A 12222-nucleotide genomic window follows, 5' to 3' on the forward strand; every position below is an offset into this window, starting at 1 on the left:
TTACTCGCTTTCCCTCAGGGTCGACCCTGACGGCGTCGAAACTTTGCCAGTCCGCGATTGATTCTTGCGGCCCAGAACGGCCCTTCGTAGAGAAAGGCCGTATACCCCTGGACTAGATTCGCACCGTGATCTAACCGTTCTTGAACGTCCTCCGCAGTACTCACCCCTCCGACAGAGATGATCGTCATCTCTGAACCGACATGTTGTCGCAGCATTTTTAAGACGGCGAGAGACCGTTCGCGCAACGGGGCACCGGACAGACCGCCTGCGCCACAGTGGGCAATTTCGTCGGGAGTAGAACGAAGACCTAAGGACTGACGCTCGATGGTGGTATTCGTCGCAATGATTCCGTCGAGATTCACGTCTAGGGCGAGATCTCCGATGGCAGCGATCTCCTCGTCCGTCAGGTCCGGGGCAATCTTAACGAGCAAGGGTACGTGGCGGCGTGCGGCGTCGTCGGCGGCCTTCCCGACCTCCGTCAACAATGGTCGCAGGGATTCGATGTGCTGAAGGTCCCTGAGCCCGGGGGTATTCGGCGAACTGACATTAACCACAAGATAGTCGGCTTGCGGCGCGAGAGTTCTGGCGCTGTGGAGGTAATCCTCAACGGCGTCGTCGAGGGCGACTTTTTTAGTTTTGCCGATGTTGACCCCGACGACGGGACGAGTTCCGTCACGGTGATCGTGCCAGAGATCAGCGTGAACCGATGCGAGCCGTGGTCCTATGGAATCCGCACCGTCGTTATTGAATCCCATTCGATTGATGACGGCCCGATCCTCGATGAGGCGAAAGAGTCGAGGCCGCGGATTCCCCGGTTGAGCCTGTCCCGTGACCGTACCGACTTCCACGTGCCCGAATCCGAGGTCGGTTAACGCATTGACGCCGGTAGCTCCTTTGTCGAAGCCGGCGGCCAACCCAAACGGGGACGGAAAGGTCATTCCCAAAGCCTCGGTCTTGAGTCGAGGGTCGGGGGCCAGAGCTCGGCGTAGAACCTTGGAGAGGCCCCAGGCCCGAAAGGCTTTGATTCCCGTGAATCCCCACGAATGTGCCTTTTCGGCGTCCATTCCGGAGAAAACGATCTTGAAAAAAGTGGGGTAGATTCTGGGCACCCTGACTCCTGGTCGTTGTCCTGACGATTTAACCATCTATCTAAACTTGAGGTTTTGCGTCGCGGGGATTAGCCCGAAACCGCATCGACCGCCGCACCATACCGGCGATCACGACGCGCGTATTCCTCAATCGCCTTCCACAACACCAAGCGGTCGACGTCGGGCCAGAGAACATCCATGAAAACCATTTCCGCGTACGCACTTTGCCACAAGAGGAAATTCGAGAATCGCTGTTCCCCGGAGGTCCGAAGAAACATGTCCACGTCGGGCAGTTCCGGAGCATACAGGTACTTGGCAAAGGTTTTTTCCGATATCTGCCCCGGTTTAATGACCCCTTGCGCCGCATCACTGGAGATTCTGGCAGCGGCATCGGCAATTTCGGCACGCCCACCATAATTCACGCACATCACGAGCGTGCACACGGTGTTGCCTTGCGTCTCCCGTTCGCAAATTTCTAGTTGCCGGATGACGGACTTCCACAATTTCGGCCGTCGGCCGGCCCAGCGAATACGCACACCCCACGACTTGAGGGTTTCCAGCTGCCGTTCCAGGACGTCGCCGCAGAATCGCATGAGGAAGCTGACCTCGTCGAGCGAACGTTTCCAGTTTTCCGTGGAAAAGGCGTACGCGCTGACGACCGGCACTCCCATCTCAATGGCACCGGCGACGACATCGAGCAGTGCACGTTCACCCGCTTTGTGGCCTTCATTTCGGGGCAGGCCTCGCTCGTTGGCCCACCGGCCATTTCCGTCCATGACAACGGCGACATGTTGTGGAATGAACTTCTGCGGGATCTCGGGAGCCTGTTGCCCCGACGGGTGAGGATATGGCGCTAGAACCACCATCAATTCCTTTCGAGCAACGCGAACGAGCGGAACTCCCGTTCCACGTGCCACTGTACATAACGTTGGAGGAGGTCCCCGACCTTGTTGGCCACCTCGCTGTTCCGGACGGAATCAAGGGATTCCCAATCTCCCCGAGCGACCGACTGAAAGTAGGCCACTGCGGCAGCCGATAGCGGCCGGTCGCCCGCTTGCGCACAAGAATCGCAAACAAGCCCGCCCCCAGCCATGCTCCACGCGCGGAGGTTGTCCTCGGAACCACATCGAACACAGCGCTCGGTCTCGATATACCAACCACCAATTTTCATGGCTCGAATCAGAAAGGAGTTGAAGATATCGGAGACTTCGTGGGCCGATCGGGCCAAAGCGGAGAGAGCGCCCGCCGTGAGATTGTAGAGCTGATGTCCCGTTTCTTCATCGGCCTGTGCCAGGTATTCGGCAACCTCAGCGATGCCGACCGCGTGTGTGTAGGCGACATAGTCGGCGACGATGGGGGCCGCATAGGCCTTACGGGTGACCGCTTGCGTCACGGTATCCAAATTGCGTCCGTAAACCAGGGACACATCGCTGATCATAAAAGGCTCGAGCCGGGCACCCAGCTTCGATGTACTGCGCCGAACGCCTTTGGCGACTGTCCGAATCAGTCCGTGATGGGCCGATAAACCCACGACGATTCGATCCGATTCCCCCAGCGGATACGTCCTGAGAACGATGAGGGTATCCCGGTAGCTCCGAGACGCTGCAGTGGTGGTAGGCACTTCATGATTATTTCACGCCTGACCACGGCGTTCGGTCTGGTCCGCTTCGGGGCGCCTGCACGACGTCGTCGAGGCGGACCAGACCAAGCCTGTCCGGATCAGCGCAATGCTCGGTTGACCGCCGAAATCAGGGCCTTGAGTCCGGCACGAGTCGTGTTTGCATCGATTCCGACGCCCCACAAGACCCTGTCCTTCACCGCCACTTCCACGTAGCTGGCGGCCTGAGCGGATTCGCCGGCCGAGAGCGCATGTTCGGAGTAGTCCATCACACGGACATCGACCCCTTCATGCCCAAGGATGCGCGTCAATGCGTCAATCGGGCCATTACCCACACCTGAACGCTCGATTTCACGACCGTTGACGTCCAATTTGAGCTTCAGGGTCGTATCGCCCGTTTCCGTTGCTTCCGTGGACATCTTCGCGATACGGAATTTACCCCAACGCGGTTCTCCACGCTCTTCACGAGCAGGCAGGTACTCATCCTTGAAGATGTCCCACAATGCCACGCTCGTGATCTCTCCACCCTCGCTGTCAGTTCGATTTTGAACGACCTTCGAGAATTCAACTTGAGCGCGCTTGGGCATATCCAGGCCTTTCTGCTGCTTCAGCAGATAGGCGACGCCGCCCTTGCCTGACTGCGAATTCACCCGAATGACAGCCTCATAGTTTCGGCCCAAGTCTTGCGGATCGATCGGCAAGTACGGTACGGCCCATTCCATCTCGTCGATATCCTTGCCGGCTTGCTTCGCGTCGGCCGCCATAGCGTCGAAGCCCTTTTTGATCGCGTCCTGGTGCGAACCGGAAAATGCGGTAAAGACCAGGTCGCCGCCATATGGGGAACGTTCGTGGACTTTGATCTGATTGCTGTACTCGACGGTCTGACGGATCTCATCGATATTGGAAAAGTCAATCTGCGGATCAATTCCCTGAGTCAGCAGATTCAGGCCCAAGGTGACCAGGTCCACGTTGCCCGTGCGTTCCCCATTCCCGAAGAGGCAACCTTCGATGCGATCGGCTCCGGCCAAGTACCCCAGTTCCGCCGCTGCGACCCCTGTGCCTCGGTCATTATGAGGATGAAGCGACAGAATGACATTCTCCCGGTTGTCCAGGTGCCGGTGCATCCATTCAATGGAGTCAGCGTATACGTTGGGGGTGGCCATCTCGACGGTCGCCGGAAGGTTGATGATGACCTGCCGGTCGTCGCCAATACCCAACTCGTGGGTGACGGCATTCGCCACGCGTGCCGCATATTCGACCTCGGTGCCCGTATAGGACTCCGGCGAATATTCGTAGGTAATGGGCACCGACGTACTCAATTGCTCCTCGTATTTTGTACACAAGCGAGCACCGTTGAGCGCTATGTCCATGATTCCATCCTGATCCTGATGGAAAACCACACGACGCTGCAACACGGACGTTGAATTGTAGAAGTGAACAATGGCCGAAGGAGCACCCTCGATGGCCTCGTACGTGCGCTCGATCAGATGTTCACGGCATTGCACCAAGACCTGAATGGTGACGTCGTCCGGAATGAGGCGATCTTCAATGAGGGTACGTACGAAATTGAAATCGGTTTGAGAAGCAGCCGGAAAGCCGACCTCGATCTCCTTGTATCCCATGGAGACCAGCAATTTGAACATGGCCAATTTTCGGTCAGTATCCATGGGATCAACCAGAGCCTGGTTGCCGTCACGAAGGTCCACGGCGCACCAGCGAGGGGCGTGAGACATAACCTTGTCGGGCCAGGTTCGATCCGGCAACTGTACGTTGATCTCCTCCTGGAAAGGCCGGTACTTGTGAATCGGCATGCCAGAAGGTTTCTGCGGAAAAGTCATCGTAGGTGTTCTCCCTTGAGGTGATGAAGACTGAGGCCGGCGCGACAATCCTCCGCAGCGAGGTGTCGGCCTACTCGATGATCGAAGCCTCGCTACGGCACCTAAGGAGGAGGTTAGACCGCGTCAGTTTCACGAGTGCCAAGCTACCACCGGTGTCGGCACTCACATTCATCGAGTCGTCCGGTGTCCACATCGTGATACACCCGGGCCTCGGCAGCTCCTCTGAGATGGTTCCCGTGAATTAGTACTCGAAGGCCTGCTGACAGGTCTGCTGATCTGCCGTCTGCCCGTTCGCTCCCCCGACGATCTTTTGCGACGAGTCCTTCTTCACGGTGTCGCCCGACGTGAAATCTTTACCAACGGTGACACTGATTCCAGACAATCCCGCAGTTTCAACTACCTCCGTGGACCCCACACCGAAGTGGCTCGCAAGTTCTTGGGCTTGATCCTGGTAGCCGGCAGGGTACTGAATAGTCGTCTTATCGGAAGAATCCGCAAGCTCCTGGTACGTCACGTTGCTGTATCCCAAGTGTTCAACATTCGAACTCAAGTCCTGGGCGCGACCCTGTTTACCCGACGCATTCGACATCGACACCGGAACGGTGCGGTCGATCGACGCCGTCGAGGACTGATCGGGCTGAGGCGACTTGTCATCCTGTGAGTCGGCCAAGGAGCCATCTTTTTGCAACGTTTTGAAGACCTGTTCTGAGTCCGCGCTGAGCTGCAACTTGTTCTGGTCGTAGGTATAGGGCTCGGTCGGAACCGTTGCGAAGACAATCTTCGACAGGTCTACGCCTGACAAGATTCGTCCGACACTCACAAGGGTCGCGGGATCAGTAAATCCTTGATCCACGGTGACGTTCTGAGTGACAGCCTCCGCGATACCGTACATCTTGCCCGGATTAGATAGCGTTCCTTGTGACTTCACCTTCCGCATCAAGGACGCGAGGAAGCCCTGCTGGGCCTGAATGCGGCTGGTGTCAGAGCCATCACCAAAACCATGGCGGGAACGCAGGAAGGCCAGAGCTTGCTCGCCCTCGACGTCGGAGTGTCCAGCGGGCAGGTCAAGTCCGGAATATTCATCCTTAATCGGCTTATTGACGCACACGTTGACGCCGCCCACCACCGAGCTGAGCTGCTTTACCGCGTTGAAGTCCACCAGCATGAAGTGATCGACGTTGACGCCTGTGAGTTTATTGATCGTCGCCACCGTGCAACCGGGTCCACCGTTGGTCAGCGATTCGTTGATCTGGGTATCCTGTTCGGCCGGATAAACCTTTCCGTCGGAGCCCTTGCACTGTGGAATATCGACCATCAGGTCCCGAGGGAACGAAAGAACGTTGACGTTCTTGTGGTCTTCGCTGATCTGCATCAGCATCATGACGTCTGAGCGAGCACCCGATTCCTCGTCGCTCGCACTCCCATAATTGGAGTTATTTCCAGACCGAGTGTCGGAGCCAATGACCAAAATATCGAGGGGGCCGTCGGCGAGTTGGGAGCCGCCGTTCATCTGGTCGCCGAGGTTCAGCGCTTCGGTACTCACGTTCGACCGAAGCCTCATGGCCGCGAAACCTCCGGCGCCCAGCACGACCACGAGGAGTCCAACGCAACACAGAGCCAACCACATGCCCCGCCGGGAGTTTCTGGCGCGGTTTTGATAGTGGCGCCCTCTGGGGGTCAGAGACGTGGCCTGGCTGTCTTCAGACGTTTCCGGCGCATGCGTCACAGATGGATCCTCTCGAAAGTGGGCTACCGTAAAATTTCGTTCATTCTATGCGTGACAACGCCGGGGAGGACAAATGTCCGTCCACGGCGCGCACTATTGCATTTCCGGTCAGAAGCCCAAGCGCCTTAAGGCGCGAGGGTCACGTTGCCAGTCCTTAGCGACCTTCACATGGATGCTCAGATACACCTTGGTCCCGAGAAGTGCTTCAATGCCCTGGCGGGCCGTGGTACCAATGTCGCGCAATCTGGCGCCACGTTTGCCGATGATGATGGCCTTCTGAGAGTCGCGTTCTACATAGAGGTTCACGTGCACATCAATCATGGGGTCGTCTTCTGGACGATCCTCACGATCCATCATTTCTTCGACAGTGACAGCGACGGAGTGAGGAAGTTCATCCCGGACGCCTTCCAATGCGGCCTCACGCACGAGTTCCCCAACCATTACGGCTTCGGGCTCATCCGTCAGGTCGCCATCTGGGTACAACGGAGGGGACTCGGGCAAGTGTGAGCTGAGGACTTCTCCCACCTGTTCGACCTGGAACTCCTGGACCGCGGAAACGGGAATAACGTCGGCCCAGCCTCCGCCGCCGTCGTTGTCACCCCGACTGGCCTCCGAGCGTTGGGTGTCGCCCGAGAACAATTCAGAACAGCCCTTCGCTCGTGCCTTGCCGCCCTTAGCCGCACGACGCTCTAATCGCTCTTGGCGGGCTTTGCGTTCGGCCGTCATGACCTCATGGCCCAATTCGGAGACGGCGACAAGCTGCTCGGCGAGCTTGTCCGGGGTCACTTTGTCCGATTTGGTCACGATAGCGACGATGGGCTTATTGCCAGCGGCTGCAAGTTGCGATGCGATGTAGCGATCCCCCGGGCCAATTTTTTCATCCGCGGGAATACAAAAACCGATCACATCGACTTCGGCGAGCGTCTCCGCAACAAGATCATTGAGGCGCTCACCCAAAAGTGTCCGCGGACGGTGAAGTCCGGGAGTGTCGATCAGAATCAACTGGGAATGTTTGGAGTGAACGATTCCACGAATGGTATGTCGTGTGGTCTGGGGACGATTCGACGTAATCGCGACTTTTCGGCCTACCAGGGCATTGGTTAAAGTCGATTTTCCAGCGTTGGGCCTACCGACCAAAACCGCGAATCCCGCGACAAAGTCCTCGGGGACCGTGGCAAATTCCATTTAGTGCTCCTCCGAGGCTGTGTGCGCCTCGTTATGGTTGGGAGCCGACTCGCGCCAGACGAGGATCGTCCCCACGCGATTTCGACGTCCCTCCAGTTTAACTGCCTTCAGACCAATTCCGTAGATCTCCGCGCTGGACCCAACGATCGGGACCCGTCCTAGCGCCTTTGCGAGGAGCCCTCCCACGGACTCGACGTCGTCGTCCTCAAGATCCATGTCGAAGAGTTCACCGAGGTCGCTGATGCTCGTTCGAGCCGAGATTCTGTATGCGTCGCCTTCGGGCGTTACCTCGGGTTCGGCGGCATCGTATTCATCGACGATTTCTCCCACGAGTTCTTCAATGAGGTCTTCCAATGTCACCAACCCTGCGGTGTCACCGTATTCGTCGACCACGATGGCCACATGGGTTCCTTCACGCTGCATGATGGGTAGCAGCTCCGAAACCTTTTGCGACTCCGGCACAAAACGAGCGGGCCGCAACAGCGACGTGACAGTGGGCTGATTCTGAGTAGCAGACGTGTTGAACATGGCCTCGGCGACATCCTTGAGGTAGAGAAATCCCCGGACGTCGTCGAAATCTTCGCCCATCACCGGGATTCGGGAATAGCCCGACCGGAGGAAAAGGTTCAACGCATTGTCCAATGTGTCGTCCAGATCAAAGGTCACGGTGTCGGTCCGAGGAACCATCACCGAACGGATCCGCGTGTCATCAAGGTCGAAGATCGAGTGCAACATGGCCGCTTCGTTGTCTTCGAGGACGTCATTGCCACTCGCCCGATCCACAAATTCCCGGAGCTCCTCTTCTGTGAAGAAGCCGGCATTTTCCTCCGTCGCGGGAGAAACCGCAGAACCGCCTTGCATGAGGAGTCGGGGAACGGGGCCCAGAATCGCCGTCAGGAATCGCAGGAGTCCGGACGTCTTGGTCACGACGGCGAGGGGGTGCGCCCGTCCGACATGGCGAGGAGTCACCCCAATCACGACGAAACCGAGAACCGTGGCGATCACTACGGCACAAGCTGCGGCCAGCCACATCCACGGCATGAATCGCAAAAACATGATGGTCAGGGTGACCGTGACCAACGATTCGCACAGAATACGCACGAACCGCAGAGCGTGCATGTAGGGACGAGGGTCGGCCAAGACACGACGCAGGCTCGCGCGGCTTTCAGCCTGAGAGGCTTTTTCCGCCTCGTGCCGGGGAAGGTAAGTAAACGCCGACTCTGTGGCGGTCAAGACAAAAGCGACCGCCAGCAAAGCCACGGTCACGACGATGAGAAGGGCCGTGATCATGCGGTGTTATTGCCTCGTTTCGACGGGTGCAGGATGACCGAGAAATTCTTCCAAGATGCTTCGCTGAATTCCAAACATCTCGGCCTCTTCCTCGGGAGTTCCGTGGTCAAAGCCAAGACAGTGCAAAATACCGTGAACTGTAAGCAAGCACAGTTCATCCGAGAGGCTGTGTCCCGCCGCCTTGGCCTGGCGTGCGGCCACACTCGCGCAAAGTGCAATGTCACCTAGCGCGCCTTCGGCCCACTGCTCCGAAGTTCCCGGAGTCAATTCGTCCATGGGAAACGACATCACATCGGTCGGCCCAGGAAGCTCCATCCAATCCAGGTGCAAGCGCTCCATCTCGGCTTCGCTCACCAGGGCGATGCCGAGTTCGGTGGAGGCCTTTACCTTGAGTTGAGTGAAGCTGAAAGCGACGAGCGAGGCGAGATTCTGGATTGTGGCCTCATCAAGGACGGGTTGGTCCGAATGGTCCTCCATCGAGGAGACATCTATGGTCACATTCGGCAGTGACACATCCGAATCTTTCGTGCTGTCGCTCATGCGCCATCACTCCGGGTTTCCGTCGGTGCGTTTTTTCGGTCATGGCGTTGCTGCGTCGCGGCCTGCTGGGCTTCTTCCCATCGTCCATACGCCGTCACGATATCGCTGACCAGTTGGTGGCGCACCACGTCCACCGGCTGAAGTCGAGCAAAATGAATATCTTCCACACCGTCAAGGATCCGTTGAACCTGTCGCAAACCTGAGGTAGATCCGGTCGGTAAATCAACCTGAGTGACGTCACCGGTGACGACCATCTTCGAGCCAAAACCCAACCGAGTCAGGAACATCTTCATCTGTTCTACGGTGGTATTTTGTGCCTCGTCCAAAATGACGAAGGCATCATTGAGAGTTCGACCGCGCATATAGGCCAGCGGAGCAACCTCGATGGTTCCGGCCTCCATCAGTCGAGGGATCGATTCGGGATCCATCATGTCGTGCAAGGCGTCGTAAAGCGGCCGTAAGTATGGATCGATCTTCTCGTTGAGGCTACCGGGCAGGAATCCGAGACTCTCCCCCGCCTCTACGGCTGGGCGAGTCAGAATAATCCGAGTAACTTCTTTGGCTTGCAAAGCCTGAACGGCCTTGGCCATTGCCAGATATGTTTTGCCCGTTCCCGCGGGACCGATGCCGAAGGTCACCGTATTGCTGTCAATAGCGTCCACGTAGGCTGACTGGTTGACAGTTTTGGGGCGGATCTTTCGTCCCCGGGAAGACAAAATATTTTGCGACATGGTGGGGCTCGCCGTGGCCATATTTTTCACCAGGAGGTCCACCAGCCGTTTGACAACTTCCGCTGTGATGCGAACTTCTTGTCCGGCGAGCACCTCAAGTTCTTCCAACAAGCGGATCACAAGATCTACCTGCGCCGATGGTCCGGAAACCGAGACACCCAGGCCTTTGAGCCCAAAGGATACGTCCGAAAACGCACGTTCAATCACCAAGATGGACGAATCCTGGGGGCCTAAAACCTGAACCATGGACTCGCGGCTCTTGAATGAATAGGTCCGAGACACGGATAACGGTCGCGATAGCCCCGGCGTAGATGCGGTGGTCAAATGTGGGAAAACCTCTCCTGTGCGAAATATGGATCCGAGACTTCTCGAGCCCATCTCTTCTTTCCAGACTACCGCGAGTATCTGTTGGTCTCCATCCAATTCCCGACTCCTCGGGATCGACGAGCACGAAAGCCCACGTAGACTGTGCGGGGAAGAATTGAAAGATCCGTGATCGGACGGTTTCAGGTGGAGAGGGATAGCGATGGCGAGACGAGGCCGGCGATCAACGGCAGGGGCCGTCGTCATCCTGATCGCTATCGCCACTTCCCTGAGTGGATGCGGCGTTCTCGACGCCGCGAATAAGGCCAGCCAATCCCAAGAGTCACAACAACCGACATCCGCGCCGTCGCCCAGCGATTTGAAAGTCCCCTTGTATTGGGTGGGCCAGACGTCGAATTCTTCGTATCTCTTCCGTGAATACAGCAATTATCAGGCTGAGGATGCGGCGCCCAGCGGCGACATCGTGTCCACGACCATTGCCATGCTGTCAAAAACTCATCCGCGAGACGGCGACTATCACTCCGCGTGGAAGCCCGCGAGTCGCGTTGGGTCGTCTATGTCGGCGACGGGAACGCTGACCGTTGACGTCTCCCCCGACATGTTCAATATGGCGGCTACCCCTACCGAGGCTCGGATGGCCATCCAACAGTTGATCTATACAGCAACGGCTGCCGCCGCCGTCGCCGGAATCGGCAAAGCGGGCCCCGATACTAAGGTGGTCATTCTGGTCGACGGACGACGGGGGTTCACCTTTGGGGGGGCAAACGCTTGGAAGCCCGATGACCCGAGACAAGGCTGCAGCCGCTCCCCTGTGGATCATTGATCCCAGTCAAGACGAACAGACCACGTCGACCTTCAGCGTCAAGATGGTGGCTTCGAATATTGCGTCCAAGGTGTATTGGGATATCAAAACCAACGACGACGTGGTGGCATCCGGCGAGGAGAATCTCTCCGAACAGGACGATGGGCTTCAGGAAATTCAGTTCAGCAAGTCACTCCCCACAGGGAAATACACCATTCGCATGTATATCCGGACCGAAGACCTCAGGGATCCCAGTTTCGCGGTCAAGGGTCACGACATCAGCATCACTGACGACCACACGTTCACCGTCAAAGGCCGATAGCGCGTCTAATCCCAGGAACCTCGGATCGCATGGAGTACCGACATCGCTGCGGCGCCAGCGGTCGAGCTCCGCAGAATTTCCGATCCGAGTCGAACGCATTGGCCGCCAGCGGCCTCGAGCATGGACGCTTCGTCCGCTCCAATGCCACCCTCTGGCCCGACCACGAGGAACACAGTTCCCGAGTCATCGTTCTCTCGGGCCGTAACGGTTGTTAGAGCGACCTGTGCCTCTTCATGAAGAATGAACATCGAGTCGCCCGGCCCCAGAATATTCGTCAGCTGACGCGTGCTGTGCAATGGTTCGACCCTGGGGACTAAGGAGCGGCGCGCCTGTTTGGCCGCCGCTTCCACCGTCTTGACCCACTTGGCATGGGCTTTAGCTGCCCGGTCTCCCTTCCATCGGACGATGCTCCGCTCTGCCTGCCACGGCACGATGGCCGACGCACCCAGTTCGGTCGCCATCTCGACAGCCATCAGATCGCGGTCGCCCTTGGCCAAAGCCTGCACGAGGACGATGCCCGACGCGGGGTCCGAGTTCACCTCCGAAGCAAGCGTCAGCCTCAATCCATCCGCTTCCACAGATGTCACGGTGCAAACGGCGCGATGTCCGCGGCCGTCGACCAGGTCGATCGACTCATTCGTCGTGATCCTCTTGACGTTCTTGGCGTGGTGCCCCTCGGAGCCACCCAACGACATGGAGTCTCCGAGGGCGCGACCTTCAAGGTCACCAGGGTCAACGTAGAAAACCGGGCGTGTCAT

The 12222-nt window shown here is 57.8% G+C and carries 13 protein-coding genes; 3 read left to right on the forward strand and 10 right to left on the reverse strand.

Annotated elements, in window-relative coordinates; genetic code table 11:
* Positions 1–14 precede the first annotated feature (14 nt).
* From B9Y51_RS09560 to leuA, 4 genes are all read right to left on the reverse strand, one after another.
* Entirely contained in the window at positions 15–1109 is a 1095-nt protein-coding gene (locus tag B9Y51_RS09560) for a quinone-dependent dihydroorotate dehydrogenase (RefSeq protein WP_281252097.1), read from the reverse strand.
* Between the two features lie 68 nt (positions 1110–1177).
* On the reverse strand, positions 1178–1954 hold the full coding sequence (locus tag B9Y51_RS09565; RefSeq protein ID WP_048678338.1) for an isoprenyl transferase: 777 nt from the start codon (positions 1952–1954) through the stop codon (positions 1178–1180).
* Entirely contained in the window at positions 1954–2709 is a 756-nt protein-coding gene (gene recO / locus B9Y51_RS09570) for a DNA repair protein RecO (RefSeq protein WP_085529514.1), read from the reverse strand. Before recO ends, B9Y51_RS09565 begins: the two co-directional genes overlap by 1 nt.
* A 98-nt stretch (positions 2710–2807) precedes the next feature.
* Complete coding sequence (leuA, locus tag B9Y51_RS09575) at positions 2808–4544, reverse strand: 2-isopropylmalate synthase (RefSeq protein WP_085529515.1); 1737 nt, start codon at positions 4542–4544, stop codon at positions 2808–2810.
* 5 nt (positions 4545–4549) lie between these two features.
* Between leuA and B9Y51_RS09580 the strand changes: the two genes are divergently transcribed.
* Positions 4550–4789 carry a hypothetical protein gene (locus tag B9Y51_RS09580; protein ID WP_085529516.1) on the forward strand — a complete coding sequence of 80 codons (240 nt, stop codon included), beginning with the start codon at positions 4550–4552 and terminating at the stop codon, positions 4787–4789.
* On the opposite strand, the gene B9Y51_RS09585 is transcribed toward B9Y51_RS09580, so the two are convergent.
* The 5 genes from B9Y51_RS09585 to B9Y51_RS09605 all read right to left on the reverse strand — a co-directional run bounded on the left by B9Y51_RS09585 (position 4786) and on the right by B9Y51_RS09605 (position 10262).
* On the reverse strand, positions 4786–6270 hold the full coding sequence (locus B9Y51_RS09585) for an LCP family protein (protein ID WP_245826131.1): 1485 nt from the start codon (positions 6268–6270) through the stop codon (positions 4786–4788). The two genes, B9Y51_RS09580 and B9Y51_RS09585, sit on opposite strands and share 4 nt — an antisense overlap.
* Before the next feature lie 108 nt (positions 6271–6378).
* Positions 6379–7455 (reverse strand): GTPase Era, encoded by a 1077-nt coding sequence (locus tag B9Y51_RS09590; RefSeq protein WP_085529518.1) that lies wholly within the window; start codon positions 7453–7455, stop codon positions 6379–6381.
* A complete protein-coding gene (locus B9Y51_RS09595) occupies positions 7456–8745 on the reverse strand; it encodes a hemolysin family protein (RefSeq protein ID WP_085529519.1) in 1290 nt (429 codons plus the stop codon).
* A 6-nt stretch (positions 8746–8751) separates the two neighbouring features.
* Positions 8752–9222 (reverse strand): rRNA maturation RNase YbeY, encoded by a 471-nt coding sequence (ybeY, locus tag B9Y51_RS09600; RefSeq protein WP_085529745.1) that lies wholly within the window; start codon positions 9220–9222, stop codon positions 8752–8754.
* A 59-nt stretch (positions 9223–9281) separates the two neighbouring features.
* Positions 9282–10262: a PhoH family protein gene (locus B9Y51_RS09605; RefSeq protein WP_143468069.1), complete on the reverse strand. Its 981-nt coding sequence runs from the start codon at positions 10260–10262 to the stop codon at positions 9282–9284.
* Positions 10263–10542: 280 nt separating this feature from the next.
* Between B9Y51_RS09605 and B9Y51_RS09610 the strand changes: the two genes are divergently transcribed.
* On the forward strand, positions 10543–11163 hold the full coding sequence (locus B9Y51_RS09610) for a GerMN domain-containing protein (RefSeq protein ID WP_085529521.1): 621 nt from the start codon (positions 10543–10545) through the stop codon (positions 11161–11163).
* Positions 11120–11464 (forward strand): hypothetical protein, encoded by a 345-nt coding sequence (locus B9Y51_RS09615; protein ID WP_085529522.1) that lies wholly within the window; start codon positions 11120–11122, stop codon positions 11462–11464. The genes B9Y51_RS09610 and B9Y51_RS09615 overlap by 44 nt, the downstream gene beginning before the upstream one ends.
* A gap of 5 nt (positions 11465–11469) precedes the next feature.
* Here B9Y51_RS09615 and B9Y51_RS09620 read toward each other — a convergent pair whose 3' ends face one another.
* A complete protein-coding gene (locus B9Y51_RS09620; RefSeq protein ID WP_065424195.1) occupies positions 11470–12222 on the reverse strand; it encodes a 16S rRNA (uracil(1498)-N(3))-methyltransferase in 753 nt (250 codons plus the stop codon).

The organism is Kocuria massiliensis (assembly GCF_900169715.1).
In the GTDB taxonomy this organism is placed as follows: domain Bacteria; phylum Actinomycetota; class Actinomycetes; order Actinomycetales; family Micrococcaceae; genus Rothia; species Rothia massiliensis.